Annotated in this window: 16 protein-coding genes; 4 read left to right on the forward strand and 12 right to left on the reverse strand. The window is 67.0% G+C overall.

The features are described 5' to 3' along the window. Positions 1-136: 136 nt before the first annotated feature. From CSW59_RS11050 to purD, 3 genes are all read right to left on the reverse strand, one after another. Positions 137-1,441, reverse strand: coding sequence for an amidohydrolase family protein (locus tag CSW59_RS11050; RefSeq protein ID WP_201722780.1), 1,305 nt, complete (start codon positions 1,439-1,441; stop codon positions 137-139). Between the two features lie 5 nt (positions 1,442-1,446). After that, on the reverse strand, positions 1,447-2,529 hold the full coding sequence (locus CSW59_RS11055) for a phosphotransferase family protein (RefSeq protein ID WP_099444091.1): 1,083 nt from the start codon (positions 2,527-2,529) through the stop codon (positions 1,447-1,449). A gap of 184 nt (positions 2,530-2,713) precedes the next feature. Next, entirely contained in the window at positions 2,714-3,997 is a 1,284-nt protein-coding gene (gene purD, locus CSW59_RS11060) for a phosphoribosylamine--glycine ligase (protein WP_099444092.1), read from the reverse strand. A 114-nt stretch (positions 3,998-4,111) separates the two neighbouring features. On the opposite strand from purD, the gene CSW59_RS11065 reads away from it, so the two are divergent. Then, complete coding sequence (locus tag CSW59_RS11065; RefSeq protein ID WP_236632206.1) at positions 4,112-4,795, forward strand: hypothetical protein; 684 nt, start codon at positions 4,112-4,114, stop codon at positions 4,793-4,795. Positions 4,796-4,818: 23 nt separating this feature from the next. Continuing rightward, positions 4,819-5,628: a LytTR family DNA-binding domain-containing protein gene (locus tag CSW59_RS11070; RefSeq protein WP_099444093.1), complete on the forward strand. Its 810-nt coding sequence runs from the start codon at positions 4,819-4,821 to the stop codon at positions 5,626-5,628. Positions 5,629-5,632: 4 nt separating this feature from the next. Here CSW59_RS11070 and phoB read toward each other — a convergent pair whose 3' ends face one another. The 9 genes from phoB to CSW59_RS11115 all read right to left on the reverse strand — a co-directional run bounded on the left by phoB (position 5,633) and on the right by CSW59_RS11115 (position 14,249). Next, positions 5,633-6,325 carry a phosphate regulon transcriptional regulator PhoB gene (phoB, locus tag CSW59_RS11075; protein WP_099444094.1) on the reverse strand — a complete coding sequence of 231 codons (693 nt, stop codon included), beginning with the start codon at positions 6,323-6,325 and terminating at the stop codon, positions 5,633-5,635. Positions 6,326-6,346: 21 nt separating this feature from the next. Next, the gene (gene phoU, locus CSW59_RS11080; RefSeq protein ID WP_099444095.1) at positions 6,347-7,039 is read right to left on the reverse strand and encodes a phosphate signaling complex protein PhoU; all 693 of its coding nucleotides are present in this window, start codon (positions 7,037-7,039) and stop codon (positions 6,347-6,349) included. Positions 7,040-7,061: 22 nt separating this feature from the next. Further along, positions 7,062-7,904, reverse strand: a complete 843-nt coding sequence (gene pstB, locus CSW59_RS11085) for a phosphate ABC transporter ATP-binding protein PstB (protein ID WP_099444560.1) — start codon at positions 7,902-7,904, stop codon at positions 7,062-7,064. A 58-nt stretch (positions 7,905-7,962) separates the two neighbouring features. Beyond that, positions 7,963-9,258 (reverse strand): phosphate ABC transporter permease PstA, encoded by a 1,296-nt coding sequence (gene pstA, locus CSW59_RS11090; protein WP_099444096.1) that lies wholly within the window; start codon positions 9,256-9,258, stop codon positions 7,963-7,965. Beyond that, positions 9,251-10,684: a phosphate ABC transporter permease subunit PstC gene (gene pstC / locus CSW59_RS11095; RefSeq protein WP_099444097.1), complete on the reverse strand. Its 1,434-nt coding sequence runs from the start codon at positions 10,682-10,684 to the stop codon at positions 9,251-9,253. Before pstC ends, pstA begins: the two co-directional genes overlap by 8 nt. Before the next feature lie 139 nt (positions 10,685-10,823). Then, positions 10,824-11,804, reverse strand: coding sequence for a TerC family protein (locus CSW59_RS11100; protein ID WP_099444098.1), 981 nt, complete (start codon positions 11,802-11,804; stop codon positions 10,824-10,826). Positions 11,805-11,979: 175 nt separating this feature from the next. After that, positions 11,980-12,165, reverse strand: a complete 186-nt coding sequence (locus CSW59_RS11105) for a hypothetical protein (protein ID WP_099444099.1) — start codon at positions 12,163-12,165, stop codon at positions 11,980-11,982. Then, positions 12,162-12,620 carry a tellurite resistance TerB family protein gene (locus CSW59_RS11110; protein WP_099444100.1) on the reverse strand — a complete coding sequence of 153 codons (459 nt, stop codon included), beginning with the start codon at positions 12,618-12,620 and terminating at the stop codon, positions 12,162-12,164. Before CSW59_RS11110 ends, CSW59_RS11105 begins: the two co-directional genes overlap by 4 nt. A gap of 237 nt (positions 12,621-12,857) precedes the next feature. Next, positions 12,858-14,249 carry a sensor histidine kinase gene (locus CSW59_RS11115; protein ID WP_369825772.1) on the reverse strand — a complete coding sequence of 464 codons (1,392 nt, stop codon included), beginning with the start codon at positions 14,247-14,249 and terminating at the stop codon, positions 12,858-12,860. A gap of 151 nt (positions 14,250-14,400) precedes the next feature. Here CSW59_RS11115 and CSW59_RS11120 point away from each other — a divergent pair, with 151 nt between their 5' ends. Continuing rightward, positions 14,401-17,658, forward strand: coding sequence for an autotransporter outer membrane beta-barrel domain-containing protein (locus CSW59_RS11120; RefSeq protein ID WP_099444101.1), 3,258 nt, complete (start codon positions 14,401-14,403; stop codon positions 17,656-17,658). 544 nt (positions 17,659-18,202) lie between these two features. Continuing rightward, positions 18,203-19,240 carry a sulfate ABC transporter substrate-binding protein gene (locus CSW59_RS11125; RefSeq protein WP_099444102.1) on the forward strand — a complete coding sequence of 346 codons (1,038 nt, stop codon included), beginning with the start codon at positions 18,203-18,205 and terminating at the stop codon, positions 19,238-19,240. Positions 19,241-19,385: the final 145 nt, after the last annotated feature.

Raw genomic sequence — 19,385 nt, forward strand, 5'->3', positions numbered from 1 at the left:
GCGGTTGCCTTCTTCCCCCTAAGGGGGAGGAGCGCCGAATAGCGCGGAGGGGGCAAGTCGGCGTAAAATACCCTTGCCCCCACCTGACCGCTTCGCGGTCGTCCGCCCCCGGAGGGGGCGGAAGGACACTCGCTCCCTACCTATAAACCACCCCGCCCTTGATCACCGACGTCACCCGCTGCAGCTCGGTGACGTCTTTAAGCGGGTCGCCTTTGACGGCGATCAGGTCGGCGGCCTTGCCGGGGGCCAAGCTGCCGACCTCGCTGGACAGCGCGAAGTGGTCGGCGGCGTTGACCGTGGCGGTCTGGATCGCCTCCAGCGGCGTCAGGCCCGCCTTGACCAGCAGGGCGAACTCGCCGGCGTTGTCGCCGTGAGCCGAGACGCCGCTATCCGTGCCAAAAGCTATCCGGACACCGGCGGCGTGGGCGCGGCGCGCCATGTCCAGCATCTTGGGCCCGGCCTCCAGCGCCTTGGCCGTCTGGGCGGGGGTCAGGAAGTTGTTCGGGCCCGAGGCGATCCGATAGACGAAATCGCCCGCCATCAGGGTCGGGACCAGATAGGCGCCGGACTTCTTCATCAGGGCGACGCCCTCATTGTCCAGGTAGGTGCCGTGCTCTATGGAGTCGCCGCCAGCCTTGAGGAAGGCGTTGATGCCATCGCCCCCGTGCGCGTGCGCGGTGACCTTGCGACCCATGCTATGAGCGGCCTCGATGATCGCGGCCAACTCGGCGTCCGAGAACTGCTTGGACAGGCCCGCGGCGGTGTTGGACAGGACGCCGCCGGTGGCGGTGATCTTGATCAGGTCCGCGCCCAGCCAGATCTGCTCGCGCACGGCGCGTCGGCAGTCGTCGGCCCCCGAGCAGATCGATTCCGGCCGCAGAGCGTGCATGACCTCTTCGCTGTAGCCGTTGATGTCGGCGTGACCACCGTGCACGGCGATCGACGAGCCCGAGGCGATGATGCGCGGCCCCGCCACATCGCCTCGCTTGACGCCTTCGCGTAGCGCGAAGATCGCCTGGCTGTTGGCGCCCAGATTGGCCACCGTGGTGAAGCCCGCCATCAAGGTCTTGCGCGCGAAGCCGGCGCCGACGATCGCGTTGTCGGCGGGCGAGCGGGTCACCATCTGGAGGCGGCCGTTGGGATTCTGCTCGTTGGTCAGGTGGACGTGGCTGTCGATCAGGCCCGGCAGGACGAAGCTGTCCTTCAGGTCCACGACCTTGCCGCCAGGCTCGGCGACATAGCCGTCGACGATGCGGGTCACCTTGCCGTTCTCAAGCACCAGGGTCTTGGCGGTGTCGACCTTGCCCGTGGCGGGATCGGCCAGCAGGCGTCCCGCCTGGACGAAGACCGTTTCCTTCGGCGCGTTCTGAGCGCAAGCCACACCGCCCAGCGCTCCGACCAGGACCAGGGCGCACGCGCCCGACAACAATTTCCCCATCAAGCCCCTCAAGCCCCCGCTTTGCGCGCGAAGTCCCAGGCTCCCTTGGCCAGGACCGGCACGCGCGCCTCCATCAACTGCGCATGGGCGCTGGCGGCCGTGCCGTCACGGACCCGGCCAACGATGCCCTGGCAGATGCCGGCCAGTCTGAAGAGGTTGTAGCTGAAATACCAGTCCAGCTCGGGCAGGCCGTCACGACCGGTGGCTTTGCAGTAGCGTTCCACCGCCTGGGGAATGGTCGGGATGCCGTAGGCCTCCAGATCCTTGATCTCGGCCAGCCCGCCGCGCTGGTCTGACGGCATCACCCAGTTCATCAGGAAGTAGCTGAAATCCGCCAGCGGATTGCCCAGGGTCGACAGCTCCCAGTCCAGCACCGCGATCACCTGCGCCTGTGTCGGGTGCAGGATCATGTTGTCGAGGCGATAGTCGCCGTGGACGATCGAGGTCTGGTCATCGGCCGGGACCGTCTTGGCCAGCCAGTCGATCAGCCGGTCCATCTCCGGGATCGGGGTGGTCTCGCTGGCCTTGTACTGCTTGGTCCAGCGGTCGATCTGGCGGGTGAAGTAGTTGCCGGGCTTGCCATAGTCAGAGAGGCCCACGGCTGCGTAGTCAACATTGTGCAGGGCCGCCAGAGTGTCGATCTGCGCCTCGTAGATCGCCCGTCGCTCGGCCGGGGCGTAGTCGGGCAGGGTCCCGTCCCACAGGATGCGGCCCTCGACGTTCTCCATCACGTAGAAGATCGTGCCGATGACGTCCTCATCCAGGCACAGGGCGTAGGCCTTGGCGACCGGGAAGCCCGTCTTGTTCAAGCTGGAGATCACCTTGTACTCGCGATCGACCGCATGGGCGCTGGGCAGCAGCTTGCCCGGCGGCTTGCGACGCAGGACGTATTTCCGCGCCGGCGTGACCAACTGGTAGGTGGGGTTAGACTGGCCGCCCTTGAACTGGCGCACCTCCAGCGGGCCGGCATAGCCCTCGACGTTCGCCTCCAGCCAGGCGGCCAGCCTGACCTCGTCGATCGCATGGCGCGGATCGACCGGCTTGGTGCCCGAGTTCAGGTCCTGGGCGGACTGTTCGGCGGCTTCGGCCATGGCGCGCTTCTCCCCAACGCTTGTTTGAAAGGGAGTTTAGAGGGTGGCGGCGCTTAGGCAAGGCAAGATCCTCCCCCTAGCGGGGGAGGTGTCGGCTCGAAGAGACGACGGAGGGGGAAGAGGCAGGCTCAACAGAACGTCCCCCTCCGGCCCTACGGGCCACCTCCCCCGCTGGGTGGAGGATTTAGGAGCCCTTCAGCGCCCGCCAGCCGATGTCGCGACGATAGAACCCGCCTTCCAGGCTGATGGTCTCCAGCGCGCCATAGGCGGCCTCGCGGGCTTCGCTCAGCGTCATGCCCAGGGCGCAGACGTTCAGCACCCGGCCGCCCGAGGCGACGAGGCGGCCTTCGAACTCGCGGGTCGTGCCAGCGTGGAAGACCACCACCTCGTCTCCGAAGTCGGCGTCGACGCCCTGGATGCGGCCACCCGTCTTGGGAGCGTCGGGATAGCCCTCGGCGGCCAGCACCACGCAGATCGCCGCCTCGTCGCGCCACTTCGGCGGTTCGGCCGAGGCCAGTTCGCCCTTCGCGGCCGCCAGGAGGATCGGCACGATGTCGCTCGCGAGACGCAGCATCAGGGTCTGGCACTCAGGATCGCCGAAGCGGGCGTTATATTCGACGAGCTTGGGGCCCGTGGGCGTCAGCATCAGGCCGGCGTAGAGGACACCGACGTAGGGGTTGCCCTCGGCGGCCATGCCCTCGACCGTCGGGACGATCAGCTCGCGCCAGGCCTGGTCGATCAGGTCCTGCGTCAACACGGGCGGTGGCGAGTAGGTGCCCATGCCGCCGGTGTTGGGGCCCTCGTCGCCATCATAGGCGCGCTTGTGGTCCTGGGCCGCGCCGAACAGCACTGCGGTCTTGCCGTCGGAGAGGGCGAACAGCGAGGCCTCCTCGCCGTGCATGAACTCCTCGATCACGACGCGCGCGCCGGCCGAACCGAACCGGCCGCCCAGCATGTCGAGCACGGCCGTATCGGCCTCGGCGCGGGTCGCGGCGATCACCACGCCCTTGCCCGCCGCCAGACCATCGGCCTTGATCACGAACGGCGCTTCCAGGGTGTCGAGGAAGGTCCCCGCCGAGGCGGCGTCCTCGAACACGCCATAGGCCGCCGTCGGCAGGCCGTGGCGCTGACAGAAGTCTTTGGTGAAGGCCTTGGAGGTCTCCAGCTGGGCCGCGCGCTGACTGCTGCCAAAGCAGGGGATGCCGACATCCGCCAGCTTGTCGGCGAGACCGACTTCGAGCGCCGATTCCGGGCCGACCACCACGAGATCCGCGCCGATCTCCTGGGCCAAGGCGGTAAGGCCGTCGGCGTCGGTCGCCTTGACGGCCTTTAGCTCGGCCACCTTGCCGATGCCCGGATTGCCGGGGGCGGCGACGAGGCGGCCGCACAGTGGCGACTGGGCGATCTTCCAGGCCAGGGCGTGCTCGCGCCCGCCAGACCCGACGAGGAGGATGGTCAGCTTTTCCATGAGCGCGGGGTGTGACGCGCGACCGACGCCGGGTCAAGCCATGGCTCGTCCCCGCCCGCCGTCATTCGCCCCATTCGGCTCGCGCCCCGTCCACGCGACGCTAGGCCTGACGGAATGGACAAGCTTATCTTCTCCCCCGCGCTGGCCGTGCACATCACCGTCGGCTTCATGCTGGTCGCTGTCGGTCTGGTCCCGATCCTCAGCCGCAAGGGCGCAAGGCTCCACCGGTGGTCGGGCCGCCTGTTCGTGGCGCTGATGAGCGTGCTGCTGGCCGCCGCCTGGATCATGACCTTGCTGCGCTTCAACGCCTATTTCGCCGCCTTGTCGGCGACGGCCAGCATCACGCTGTTCTCGGGCGTGCGAGTCCTGCGCCGCAAGCGTCCGGACCTTGATCCCCACCAGCGCGCCCGGCCCCTGGATTGGATCGCCACCCTGTCGGTCCTGGCCATCGGCGTCTGGGTTCTGCTTCTGGTCGCGCAAGGACGGACGGGCGGCAAGGCGGCGGTCAGCACGGCTTTGGTCTACGGCGCCTTCACCTATGGCGGCTGGGACCTCTGGCGCTTCCTAAGGCCAACAGCGCCGCCTTTCACACCGTGTCTTTGGCGCTACGAGCACGTCGTAAAAATGCTTTCGGCCTATGGCGCCGTGATCAGCGCCTTCTCTGGTAACGTCCTGACGTTCCTGCCAAGCCCGTGGAGCCAACTCTGGCCGACCCTGTTGTTCCAACCGATGGCCCTGCTCTGGGTCGCCGCTCTGATCAGGCAGCGCAAGCAGAACGCGCCTCCGCCAGCGAGGTGAGGCGTGATCGGACCTCTCTCTGGATGTCGGCCTTCACGGCTTATAGCTGGCTGGCCACCACGCTGTGCGCGGCTTGGTTCGCGCGGCGCTTCGCGGCCGAGCGCGGCCAGAGCCTGGGCCTGGCCGACTCACTCATCTGGCAGGGGTCGATCTATGCGGCCTGGCTTCTGGCGGCCCTGGTCGTATGGCTGCTGATCCGTTGGTTCGGGTCAGGCCTGATCGGCCTGCTCGCCCTCTACCTGGCGGGCGGAATAATCATACCGCTGGAGTCCCTGGCCGCCGCCATGATCGACGCCCGCTACGCCCCGGGCGCCGTCCTTGCGATGGGCTTCATAGCGCGGCTCCCCATCAGCCTTCTACTCTACACCGCTATGGTCGCCATCGCCCTGGCGGCGGCGGAGCATAGGCGGGCCCGCCAGGAGAAGGAGCGGTCTCGCGCTCTGACGGTCGCGCTCGAAGAGGCACGCTTGACCTTGGCGCGGGGCGCTGGCGACGCGCCATCGCTTGAGGAGCGCCTGATCGTGATCAGCGGCGCGCGGCGCGTCCCCGTCAGAATCAACGAGGTCGAATGGTTCGGCGCCGCTGACAACTATGTCGTCGTCCACTGGTCGGACCGGGAGGGCCTGCTGCGCAGCACGTTGCAGGCGTTGGAGGCGCGGCTGAATGACAGGCTCTTCGCCCGCTGCCATCGCTCGGCGTTGGTCAATCTGGCGCGGGTGAAGTCCTTCGCGCCGCTCTCGGACGGCTCCTGGCGGCTGATGATGGAGAGCGGCGCCGAGGTCGTGACCAGCCGCGCCTACCGCCGTCAGCTTCTGGAGCGGCTTGGACAGTAAGGCCTCAGGCCGCGTCCAGGTCCAGCGAATAGCCGGCCGAGCGGACGGTGCGGATCGGATCGCCGTCGGATGAGCCGTTCAGCGCCTTGCGCAGGCGGCCGATGTGGACGTCCACGGTGCGGGCCTCGACATAGACGTCCGAGCCCCAGACGGCGTCCAGCAACTGCTCGCGGCTGAACACCCGGCCCGGGTGCTGCATCAGATAGTCGAGCAGGCGGAACTCGGTGGGACCGAGATGGATCTCCTTGCCGCTCCGCTTCACGCGGTGGGCGACCCGGTCGATCACGATGTCGCCGACCGTGATGCGGTCGTCGGCCAGGCCCGGACGGATGCGGCGCATCACGGCGCGGACGCGGGCGGTCAGCTCGACCATCGAAAACGGCTTGACCACATAGTCGTCGGCGCCGGTGTCCAGGCCGCGGATGCGGTCGCTTTCCTCGCCGCGCGCCGTCAGCATGATGATCGGCACGTTGCGGGTCTCGGCCCGGCCGCGCAGGCGGCGGCAGACCTCGATGCCCGACACCTTGGGCAGCATCCAGTCCAGGATCACCAGGTCTGGCGCGCGTTCGCTGGCCAGGGTCAAGGCCTCCTCGCCATCGCCGGCGACGGCGACGCGGTAGCCTTCCTTGTCGAGATTGTAGTGGAGCAGGGTGGCCAGGGCGTCTTCGTCTTCGACCACCAGAACGTAGGGAGTCACTTCAGGCCACCTTCTTCCAGGTTATTGCGAAACGACGTCGAGCTTGGGGCGCTGGGACGTCAGTTCATCGCCGGTCAGCTCAAAGTGGATGATCTCGGCGATGTTGGTGGCGTGGTCGCCGATGCGTTCTAGGTTCTTGGCCACGAACAGCAGATGGGCGCAGGCGTTGATCGTGCGCGGGTCGCCCATCATGTAGGTGAGCAGTTCACGGAAGATCGAGTTGTAGTGCTCGTCGACCTCCTCGTCGCGGCTCCACACGCCGATGGCGCGTTGCAGGTCCGAGGTGGTGTAGGCGTCCAGTACGTCCTTCAGGCGGCCTTGCACCAGCTTGCCCATCCGCTCGATCGAGCGGGTCAGGGCGGTCATGGGGTCGGCGTCATTGAGGATCAACGCGCGCTTGCCGATATTCTTGGCCATGTCGCCGCAGCGCTCGAGGCTCATCGAGATCTTCAGGGCGGCGACGGCGTGGCGCAGGTCCACGGCCATCGGCTGGCGCAAGGCGATCAGGCGGAAGGCCTTGCGCTCGATCTCGCCCTGCAGGGCGTCGAGGCGCTCGTCACCGGCGACCACGGCCTGGGCCAGCGGGCCGTCGCGGCGGGCGATGGCGGCGATGCAGTCGGCGACCTGAGACTCGGCGATGCCGCCCATGCGGGTCACTTCCGCAGTCAGGTGGGCCAGCTCTTCGCCGTAGGATTTGACGGTATGTTCGGTCATTTCAGCTTCCTCCCGCGCGCGCTTAGCCGAAGCGGCCGGTGATGTAGTCCTGGGTGCGGCTGTCGCGAGGATTGGTGAACATCTCCTCGGTCGGGCCGCTCTCGACCAGCTTGCCCAGGTGGAAGAAGGCCGTGCGCTGCGAAACCCGGGCGGCCTGGGCCATCGAGTGGGTGACGATGACGATGCAGAACTGGCTGCGCAGCTCGTCGATCAGCTCTTCGATCTTGGCGGTGGCGATCGGGTCGAGCGCCGAGCAGGGCTCGTCCATCAGGATCACTTCCGGCGACACCGCGATCGCGCGGGCGATGACCAGGCGCTGCTGCTGGCCGCCCGACAGGCCCGTACCGGGCTGGTGCAGACGGTCGGCGACCTCGTTCCAGAGACCGGCCTTCTTCAGGCTGCTCTCGACAATGGCTTCCAGCTCGGCCTTGCCGGTAGCCAGGCCATGGATGCGCGGGCCGTAGGCGACGTTCTCGAAGATCGTCTTGGGGAAGGGGTTCGGCTTCTGGAACACCATGCCGACGCGCGAGCGCAGGACGACCGGGTCGACGCTCTTGGCGTTGACGTCGGCGCCGTCGATCTCGATCGAACCCTCGACGCGGGCCGAGGGGATGGTGTCGTTCATGCGGTTGATGCACCGCAGGAAGGTCGACTTGCCGCAGCCCGACGGGCCGATGAAGGCAGTCACGGACTTGGCCGGAATGTCCAGATTGACGTCGAACAGCGCCTGCTTGTCGCCGTAGAACACCTTGACGTCGCGGGCCTTGATCTTGACCTCGCCGACCAGGGCCGAAGCGCTGGCGGCCGGAGCGACGGATTGGATCACCGGCGTGCGCGCGGTGTCATCGGGGCTTTGGACGGTCATGGCGTGTCCACGCAGGAGAGGAAAAGCGAAGGGATTCAGGATCGAGGTCATATGAAACCTACCAGCGGCGCTCGAAGCGGCGGCGCATGATCACGGCCGCGGCGTTCATGACGATCATGAAGACGAGAAGGACGATGATGGCGGCGGCGGTGCGCTCGTGGAAGGCCCGCTCGGACGCGTTCTCCCAGATGAACACCTGCACCGGCAGGACGGTGGCCGCACCGGTGAAGCCTTCTGGCACGCCGGGCACGAACGACACCATGCCGATCATCAAGAGCGGGGCCGTCTCGCCCAGGGCGTGGGCCAGCGACAGGATGGCGCCGGTCATAACGCCCGGCATGGCCAGCGGCAGCACGTGGTGGAAGACCGTCTGGGTCTTCGACGCGCCGACGCCCAGAGCGGCCTCACGGATCGAGGGCGGCACGGCCTTCAGCGCCGAGCGGGTGGCGATGATCACCGTCGGCAGGGCCATCAGGGCCAGCACCAGGCCTCCGACCAGCGGCGAGGAGCGCGGCACGTTCAGCCAATTGATGAACAGCGCCAGACCCAAGAGGCCGTAGACGATCGACGGCACCGCCGCGAGGTTATTGATGTTGACCTCGATAATGTCGGTCCAGCGGTTCTTCGGCGCGAATTCTTCCAGATAGACAGCGGCCATCACGCCCACTGGCACCGCGATCAGGGCGGTGATGATCAGCATCATGGCCGAGCCGACCACCGCGCCCAGCACGCCGGCCTGTTCGGGCTCGGTCGAGTCGGAGTTGGTGAAGAAGGCGAAGTTGAAGCCCGACTTGATCGCACCGGCCTTCTTCAGCTGGTCCAGCCAGTCGAGCTGCTGGTTGTCGAGCTTGCGATCGCCTTCGGCCGTTTCGCGTTCGATCTGCCCCTTGAAGTAGAGATCGGCGTCGGCCTTCAGCGGGCCAGAGACGGTGATCGTCTGACCGATCAGCTTCTGGTCGGCCTTGAGCTTGTTCAGCAGTTGGAAACCGAAGTCGCGCGAGACCAGATCCTGAACCTTGGTCGATACCGTGCCCAGATCGTCGTCCTGAACGCCCAGCTTCTTCATCACCGCCTCGGCGACGATGTAGTCGTAATTGACGCCGGTGAGGTCGGACGTGTCGATGCGGTCCGGGTTCAGATAGACCGGCACGCTCAGCGTATGGGTTTCGAAGGTCGAGTAGCCCTGGGCCACGATGCGTCCGACCAGCACCACCAGGAACACCATGGCGATGATGATGGCCGCCATGCCTTGAGCCTTGAACAGGCGCTCGGCGCGGTGACGCTTCTTCAGACGTTCGTCGGCGGCCGAGAAGGCCGAGCGCGGGGCGGCCGCGCCGAGGGTCGCGTCAGTCATATTGTTCCCGGTACTTCTGGACGATGCGCAGGGCGACGATGTTCAGGCACAGCGTCACCACGAACAGGGTGAGGCCCAGGCCAAAGGCCGACAGGGTCTTGGGGCTGTCGAACTCCTGATCGCCTGTCAGCAGCGTGACGATCTGGACGGTGACGGTGGTGACCGTATCGAGCGGGTTGGCGGTCAGCTTGGCCTGCAGGCCGGCGGCCATGGTGACGATCATGGTTTCGCCGACAGCGCGGGACACAGCCAGCAGCATGGCGGCCATGATGCCCGGCAGGGCGGCGGGCAGGACCACCTTCTTGACGGTTTCCGACTTGGTGGCGCCCATGGCGTAGCTGCCATCGCGCAGGCTCTGCGGCACGGCGTTGATGATGTCGTCCGACAGCGAGGAAACGAACGGGATCAGCATGATCCCCATCACCACCCCGGCCACCAGGGCCATCTGGTTCTGGACTTCCATCAGGTAAGTGGCCAGGGGGCCGGGCGGCAGGACCGCGCCAATGGCGTTGAAACCGGCACGGAACAGCGGGCCGACGGTCAGGGCGGCGAAGAAGCCGTAGACCACGGTCGGGACGCCAGCCAGAATCTCCAGTAGCGGCTTGACCACCCCGCGTACGGTCGGTTTGGCGTATTCCGAAAGATAGATCGCCGAGTAGAGGCCGACGGGCGCGGCCACCAGCATGGCGATCAGCATGATCAGGAAGGTGCCGGCGAACAGCGGCACGGCCCCGAAGGCGCCGGACGAGGCGACCTGGTCGGCGCGCATGGCGATCTGCGGGCTCCACTCCGTCCCGAACAGGAACGAGATCGGATTGATGCTCTGGAAGAAGCGCCAGCTTTCCCAGACCAGCGACAGGACGATGCCCAGGGTGGTCAGCACCGCGGCGACCGAACAACCGATCAGCAGCACGCTGATCCAGCCCTCGACCCGGTTACGGGCGCGGAATTCCGTGGAGATGCGCGGGAAGGCCAGCAGGAAACCCGCCAGGGCCAGCACAGCCGAAGCGGCCAGGATGCCGACCTTCAGGATCGTCTCGATCCGCTTGGCCTCGGCCACCTTGGCGTCCAGCGCCGTCTTCAGTTCGCCCTCGTAGGTCACCTCGCTGGGCGCCTTGCCGGCGGCGATCGCGCGGGCGTCGCTATAGAAGACGTCCTGGCGGTCGAGCTCCAGGGCCTGGACGGCGGCCGGGCGGCTCGACTGCAGGATCGCGTCCTCGACGCGCCCCCCGAACATCACGCCCAGCAGCAGCAGAAGAGCGGCAGGGACGCCGGCCCACAGGGCCGCATAGGTCCCGTAGTAGTCCGGCAAGGAGTGGAGGACGCGCGGGCGTCCTCCGGCGGCGGCGACAGCGCGACGACGACCGGCCGAGAAGGCCGCGCCGGAAAACAGCGCCAGAACAAGGAGCGAAAGCCAGGTCAGCATGCGTGAAGCTAATCTTGCGCCAAAGTGTCGAAGGCTCCGCAGGATCGCGGCCTTCCCCCGGCCCAGATCTATGCCGGGCCGGCGCTGTGCTTATGCGACAGTTAGATGACAGTTTGACGACAGTGACCGGCCCACGCGCTTACGCGGCGGGAGAATCCTCCTTGCGGGTCCTCCAAAGCGACCACAGAACGCCCGCCGCGAGGATGGCGAAGGTGATCGACAGCGACACGCTGGCCGGGAACTTCTCCCAGCCCATGGCGTCGGCGACGAAGATCTTGCCGCCGATGAACACCAGCAGCACGGCCAGCGCCTGCTTGAGATAGGCGAAGCGGTGCAGCACGGCCGCCAGAGCGAAATAAAGCGCGCGCAGGCCCAGGATCGCCATGATGTTCGAGGTGTAGACGATGTAGGGGTCGGTGGTGATGGCGAAGATCGCCGGCACCGAGTCGACCGCGAAAATCAGGTCAGCGATCTCGACCAGAACCAGGGCCAGGAACAGCGGCGTCGCCAGCACGGCGGCCTTGCCGGTGCGCGAGTCGACGCCCTTGACGAAGAACTTCTCGCCTTCCAGCCGATCGGTGACCGGCAGGACGCGTCGGACGAACTTGAGGACGGCGTTGTCGTTGAGGTCGATAGGCTTGCCGCTCGAGAACAGCATCTTCACGCCCGTCAGGATCAGGAAGACAGCGAAGATATAGAGCACCCATCCGAACTGGCTGACCAGCGCCGCGCCGACCCCGATCATGACGCCGCGCATCAGGATCACACCCAGCACGCCCCAGAACAGCACCCGGTGCTGCAAGGCGGGTGGAATGGCGAAGAAGCCGAAGATCAGCGCGATGACGAAGACGTTGTCGATCGCCAGGCTCTTTTCGATCACGAAGCCGGTCAGGTACTCGACCCCCGCCGTCGCGCCCAACTGCATCCAGACCAGTCCCCCGAAGCCGAGGCCCAGGGTGATGTAGACCATAGACATAACGAGGCTTTCGCGGACGCCAATCTCGCGCGTCTTGCGGTGCAAAACGCCAAGGTCGAACGCCAGCAGCGCGATAACGGCCAGCACGAAGCCGGCCCACATCCAGAGGGGCTTGCCGATGATCGGCAGGGTCAGAAAATCCATGATCGTGTTCGTGCTCCAACCCTCGCCGCGCCTTGGCCAACGAGGGGGTCGTGAAAAAAGTCCCGAAACGCGGCGGTCGTCGGTCCCAATCGGCTCCGATCACTCGCCGCGCTCAGGCGTCTAGGCCAAAAATCGAGCGCACGCTTACCGCTTCGGGGCGTTCAGCCCTGAAATCTCACACACGGATGTCAAGCACGCTCTTTCTTGCGGCGCGCGAGCCGGGGGAGGTCTCGATGCGGTCCGGCTCGGTCACGGGCTTGGCCGTGGGTTGGCTGGCGTGAGAGGCAGCCTGAACCAGGGTCTGCTGCGCCACCCGCAGCGCCAACCAGCCGGTCGTCGAAAGCGGGGGTCCGACTCTCATCGCCGTCGCTCCCGGGTTTCAAGGTCGAACTGGACCGGGTCGAGCGCCAGAATGGCGCAGATCCGAAGCAGGACCTCGCGCTCTTCGGCGTCCAGGCCGCCATCGGCGGAGGCCACCGCGCTGGCCGAATTGACCAGGCTTCGGGACGCTTCGGTCCGCCCACGCAGGCGCCGGATGGTCGTTTCTGCGTCGGCCTGAGCCTTTTCGGGGGAAACCTGGAAACGACGGTCCAATGCCTCGAACGCCTCCAACGCGTCCTCGAAGCCGAACCTGGACAAGGCGGGAAGACCCCGCATCCGCTCCAGCATGTGTCCGCGCTCGTCCCGCGTGACCCATCCGTCGGCGTTGGCGACAAGGGCGCAAGCGGCCACCAAGGCGTCGAACTGGTCGCGCTGGGCCGGCGTCAGGACATCGGCGCCGCGCGTCGATTCGGAAAAGGTGGAACTCAAAGACATCTATCGCTCTCCTCTGTTGGGAGGGCGGCCCGACGTCGGGGCTGCTGGGCTGTGGGGGGACGTCCCTTGGACCCGGCATCGAGCACACCCGATGCGTTCCGACATCACGATCACGCTATCTCAGCGCCGATCGTCAGAGGGGCCCGGCTCGCATAACGAAGATATGTCCTGGTCGGGGCTTTCGCAAGGTCCAGCTACGCTTGCGACCGCGACAATTGGACGCCGACCTCAAGCAACCTAACGCTCGGCCTTGGCCATCGGCAGATAAACCCCGAAGGTCGCGCCTTCGCCCAGCACGCTCTCGACGGTCAGGCCGCCACGGTGGCGGTTCATGATGTGCTTGACGATCGCCAGGCCCAATCCCGTGCCAGACCGGTCGCCGCTCTTTTGCCCTTCGACGCGATAGAAGCGCTCGGTCAGGCGCGGAAGGTGCTCGCGGGCGATGCCCGGCCCGCGATCGGTCACGCGCAGCACGGCGTAGCGCTCCCCCGGATCGTGATCAGGCGTCAGCAGCGACATGCGGGCGGCCGCCGTGTCGCGAGCCGCGCCGGCGGCCTCCGCAGCCAGGCCCGGGAAGATCTCGACCCGCACGCTCCCGCCCTTGGGCGTGTACTTGATGGCGTTGTCGATCAGGTTCTGGATCACCTGGATGATCTGGTCCCGGTCGCCCTCGATCACCGCGCCGCCCCGCGGCGGCAGCACCGGATCAAAGGTCACCGCCTTGTCCTTGGCCTGCGGCGCCAGGGCGTCGATCACGTCGATGGCGGCCATGGCCAGATCAACCCGGCCCAGCGGCGCGATGTGCTCGTTCAGCTCGATCCGCGACAGGCTCATCAGGTCGTCGATCAGGCGCGACATCCGCTCAGCCTGGGCCAGCATGATGGCCAAGAACTTGTCGCGCGCGCCAGGATCGTCCTTGGCGTGGCCGCGCAGGGTCTCGATGAAACCCGACAGCGAGGCCAGCGGCGTGCGAAGCTCGTGGCTGGCGTTGGCAAGGAAGTCGGCGCGCGTGCGCTCGCTGCGGCGCGCGTCGGTCTCGTCGCGCAGGGCCAGCAGGGCCAGACGCGAGCGCCCCAACCCCTCATCGAGCGGCCGGACATGGGCCAGCCAGGCCCGTCCCTGCGTCCCGCCCGTCTCGAACTCAACCACGCCCTCGATCCCGCCAAACAAGGCCTCATCCACGGCTTCAAGCACGCGCGGGTTGCGAACCGCCGTGACCAGCAGCTGACCGGCATGCTGAATCTTGAACAGTTCGCGGGCGGCGGCGTTGGCGAACAGGAATCGCCGCCCCGTCAGGTCGTCGGCCTCCTCGGCCGCGATCACCATCAGCGGATCGGGCAGACGGTCGAGTATGGCTGCGAAGGGCGGGATATCCTCGGCTGCTGCGATCGGCGGAAGCGGCGCGCCCGCCGACGGCGGCGTCTGGCTGGCCTGGTCGCGCTTGGCCAGCCAGTAGCCCGCGCCCGCCGCCGCGGTGGCGGCCAGGGCGGCCGGAAACGGCTCGGCCACGCCCAAGGCCATCAGGCCAAGGATCGCGCCCGGCCCGACCAGCATGGGCCAGAAGGCGCTGGGCCGGCGGCTTTCGGGTCCTGGGGCGGACGTGTTCGCCAGCGGCGTTGGGTTGCTCATGGCCTCGAGCGTGCAGCGATTCGACGAAGCAGATATGGCGCCCCGCCAAGCCATGCGATAGACGGTTGGCGCCTTAGTACGTGTCATGCGCGAGACTCACCGCAATTTCGCCGCAACATGATCCGAACTACGTGCGCGGGTTTCTATCGAGGTGTCGTTCGTAATGCAGCGCAAGGTCCTGGTCGCGACGGTCGCGGCCGCTCCTCTCCTGGCCATGGCTTTCGCCACGTCGGCGGAAATCACGGTCTCCAACGCGCGCACGACGCCGATCGCCACCAGCACGGCCACGGGCTCGGCGGCGGACGACATCCGTATCACGGCGGACGGCTCGATCAGGCCGACCGCCGCCGGCGCGATCGTCGCGATCGACAGCAACAACAGGGTCGTGAACCTTGGCACGCTCTCCACCACCGGCGTCAGCGAGAGCGTCGGCGTGCTGATCATCGGCGGCCGAACGGGCGGCTTGACCAACTCGGCCACCATCTCGCTGCTCGAAGACTACACGCCCACCGACAGCGACAATGACGGCGACCTGGACGGTTCGTTCGCCCAAGGCTCCAACCGCTACGGCGTCCGCCTGACCAGCGCAGGGACGTTCACCGGCGATATTGTCAACGACGCGGCCGGTGTTATCAGCGTCGAGGGCAACAATTCGGCGGGCCTCCTGCTGGAAGGGCCGATTGTCGGCGCCGTCACCAATCTCGGCAGCGTCAGCGTGATCGGCGACAATGCCCGCGGCGTGCGCATCGCAGCGCCCGTGACCGGCAGGGTCACGTTGGGCGGGACGATCAATGTCCAAGGGGTCGGCGCGATCGCCCAGGACATCGGCGCCAACGTCAATGGCGCTCTGGTCCTGCAGGGCGCGACCAGCGCCACCGGCTACCGCACCACCTCGCGTCCGGGCACGCTGGACGCCCTCAACAGGCTTGATGCGGACGACCTGCTGCAGGGCGGTCCCGCCGTCCGGGTCGCCGGCGACGTGACCGGCGGGGTCGTGCTGCAAGGCTCGAACTCGTCGACCACGGTCGGCGCGGACGGCAACACCGTGGTCACCACGGTGGCGTCCAGCACAACGGGAACCTCGAGCATCAACGTCTACGGCTCCGCGCCGGCGCTGCAGATCGGCTCGGCCAGCCAGAACGTCACCCTGGGCGCGGTCGGGACCAACGACAATGCCTTTGGCCTGATCGCCAAGGGGTCGATCGGCGCGTCGGGCGTCTATAACGGCGTCACCGCCACGGCGCTGTCGGTCGGCGCGGGCGGTGGTCGGACCACGACCCTCACCGGCGGCCTGCGTAATGACGGGCAGATTTCGGCTAGCAGCTTCGAAGCCGACGCCACGGGCGTGATCCTCAACAGCGGCGCGATCGTCGATCAGATTCTGAACCGCGGCTCGATCGCCGCGACCTCGTCGTCCTTCGCCAGCTCCGGCGTCACCGCGACGGCCCGGGCCCTGGTGTTCGGCGCGGGCTCCAGCGCCTCCAGCCTGAACAACACCGGCACGATCGCCGCCTCGCGCACGGGTGAAACCGGCGACGCGGTGGCCGTGCTCGACCAGGCCGGGACCCTGAAGACCATCACCAACAGCGGCGCGATCCGCGCCGGCGTCTCCGCGCCGCAGTTCAAGGCCGACGGGACGACGGCCACGGTGACGGCCAGCGGCAAGACGATCGCGCTGGACCTGCGGGCCAACAATTCGGGCGTGACCTACACCCAGACCGGGCCGTCCAGCTTCACCTCGACCAGCACCTTCCCGAGCACGGACACCACCACCAGCACCGACACCACCACGGTGACGGGGACGCCGAGCACCGTCGGGGACGTGCTGTTCGGCGGCGGGAACGACACCCTGAACCTGGCGAGCGGCACCTTGGTCGGCGCCATGTCGTTCGGCGCGGGGCAGGACCGCCTGTCGATCACCGGCGGCGCGGTGGCGCTGGGCACGCTCACCGACAGCGACGGCCGCCTCGACATTTCGGTCGCCAATGGCAGCCTGGGCCTCCTGAACAGCGAGACGATCAACGTCAGCAGCCTGAACGTCGGCTCCACGGGCAAGCTTCTGTTCTCCGCCGATCCGGCGGCGGGGACCAATACGAAGCTGGTCGTCTCCGGCGCGACCACCATCGCCTCGGGCGCCGAGCTGGGCATCCGCATGGCCAATCTGGTCAAGCAACCCACCACCTTCACGGTGATCCAAGGCTCGAACATCACCGCCGGGACGTTCGGCAACAGCCTGCTGGCCCAGTCGCCCTATCTCTACGTGGCCACCAGCCGCGCCGACACCAACAACGTCTATATCGACGTGCGCCGTCGCACCGCCGCCGAGATCGGTTTCAACAAGGCCGAGACCTCGGCCTATGACGCGGTGTTCGCGGCGCTGGGCGAGAACTCGACCCTGGCTGGCGCGTTCCTGAATCAGGGCACGCGCGATGGCTTCCGCGACCTGTACGACCAGATGCTGCCCGACCAAGGCGAGGGCCTTTTCTCGGCCCTGCAGTCCGTCAACCAACAGATTTCCGCCGCGACCATGTTCCGTCCCGATCCGGGCGACCGCTATGGGCCAGACAGCCTGTGGGTTCAGGAGATCACCTCGCTGACCCGCCGCGACACCGGCGAGACCCTGGGGTCGGACACCCAGGCGTTCGGCTTCGTCGCCGGCTATGAGGCCATGGGCGACGCCGGTGGCGCGCTGGGCATGACCCTGGCCTATGCCAGCATCGAAGAACACGACACCGTCGCCAAGGTCGGCGAGCAGACCACCGCCTCCTTCATCCAGACGGGCGCCTACTGGCGGCGTTCGGTCGGCGGCTGGCGCTTCAACGCCGGCGGCGGAGTCGGCTACGGCTTCTTCGACGGCGACCGCCGCTTCATCGCCCCGGACACCAACGGCGACGGCGTGGCCGACCTGTTTCTGCAGAACACGGCCGACTGGAAAGGCCTGACGTCGAACGCCTATGCGGGCATGGCCTACGAGGCCAAGATGGGTCGCTTCTTCGCCCGCCCCGAAGGTCGCGTGGACTATGTGTGGCTGCGCGAGGGCAAACGCACTGAAAGCGGCGGCGGCCAAGGCTTCGACCTGACAGTCGACAAGCGCACCTCCAGCAACCTGAGCGGCGAGCTGGGCCTCGTCCTGGGCGCCGACTTCGGCAAGACCGTGTGGTGGCGTCCGGAAGTCCGCGTCGGCTACCGTCAAACCCTGGCCGGGTCGGTCGGCGACACGGTGGCCAGCTTCCAGGGCGGCAATCCGTTCACCCTGGCGGCCCTGAACGACAAGGACGGCGCGGTCACCGCCGGCTTCGCCCTGCGCGCCGGCACGCCGATGTCGTACCTGGCCATCGAAGGCGGCGTTGAAGCCACCAAGAAGCAGAAACGCTACAATCTGCGCCTCGCCGGCCGGGCGATGTTCTAAGTCGCGCCTGGATCGCGGCGCTGGTCGAGGCTAGCGCCGCCCCTCCTTCGCTCCCCCCTTGTCCTTCGACGAAACGGGCTCGCGGCGTGACGCCAGAAGCGCGAAAGCGCTGAAAATACGAGCGGGCGTCCTCTCGCAGCGGCGCCGATCCTTGCTCGCGACCGGATAGCCGCCCAGTAAGCGCTTGGATTCTTATGGGATTCTTTGAATCCCGTTGCCACTCCGCCGCGCCTTTCAGAAAAACTCACGGCCGACGCTCCCAAATCTCCATTTCGGAGATAGGAATAATCGGCTTCCTTAGCTCGACAGGTCGGTCCGCGCAGCGGCGCCGGGAGAGAGGACTAGCGATGATCGCCAAGCCATTCGATCCAAAGGCAAGCGACGGGCGCGAGCCGCCCACGCTAAGCTACAGCCGCCCGGAGATCGACTTCCCAAGCCTGTTCGCGTTCTAGTCCGTAAAGTCGCCCGCTTCGCAAGCCAGGATCGCGGGGCGGCCGGTTCTCCAGCCTCTCTACCCTTCACGTCTCCAGAAAGGATCGCGCTCATGAGCGACACCCGCAAGGCTCCTTCTCGACGCGGCTTGCTGGCCGGCGCCGGCGCCGGGGCCGCGACCTTGATGGCGGGCGGGCTCTCCCACGCCCAGTCCAAGTCGGTCTCCCTGTTGAACGTCAGCTATGACCCCACGCGCGAGCTCTACAGGGACGTCAACGCCGCCTACGCCCGGTACTGGAAGGCGCGGGTGGGCCAGACCCTGACCATCAACCAGAGCCACGGCGGCTCAGGCAAGCAGGCCCGCTCCGTGATCGACGGCCTGGAAGCCGATGTCGTGACCCTGGCCCTGGCCTACGACATTGATGAGATCGCGGAAAGGGCGCGTCTCCTGCCGACCAACTGGCAATCGCGCCTGCCGAATAATTCCACGCCCTACACCTCGACCATCGTGTTCCTGGTCCGCAAGGGCAATCCGCGGAAAATCAAGGACTGGGGCGACCTGATCAAGCCGGGCGTAGCGGTGATCACGCCCAATCCCAAGACCGGCGGCGGCGCGCGCTGGAACTATCTGGCCGGGTGGGCCTGGGCTTTGAAGCAGCCCGGCGGCAACCCAGCAAAGGCCGAGGCCTTCGTTAAGGCCCTTTTCCAGAACGTGCCGGTCCTGGACTCGGGCGCGCGGGGCGCCACCACTACCTTCACCCAGCGCGGCATCGGCGATGTGCTGCTGACCTGGGAGAACGAAGCCTTCCTCGCGCAGGAAGAGCTGCCGGGCCAGTACGAGATCGTCTATCCCTCGCTGTCGATCCTGGCCGAGCCGCCGGTGGCGCTGGTGGACAGGAATGTTGACCGCCGAAAGACCCGCCTGGTCGCGCAGGGCTATCTGAACTTCCTCTACAGCCCTGCGGCCCAAGAGATGATCGCCAAACATCACTATCGGCCGCGCAATCCCCAGGTGGCGGCAAAATACGCCAACAAGTTCAAGAAATTGGATCTAGTCACCATCGACGGAGCCTTCGGTGGCTGGAAGAAGGCCCAAGCGATCCACTTCGCCGATGGCGGGGTGTTCGATCGGATCTACCGTCCCAAGTAACGGCCGCTAGGCCGGACCTAGACACCGCTTATGGGCGGCGAAGTCTTCCTCCTCGATCGCGCCTTACGGCGGGAGTCTCGCGACTCCCGCCATTCCTTTTTGGGATTGAACCTGTGTTTGGAACCCGACACGATCGAGTACGTTG

The organism is Caulobacter sp. BP25 (assembly GCF_002737755.1).
In the GTDB taxonomy this organism is placed as follows: domain Bacteria; phylum Pseudomonadota; class Alphaproteobacteria; order Caulobacterales; family Caulobacteraceae; genus Caulobacter.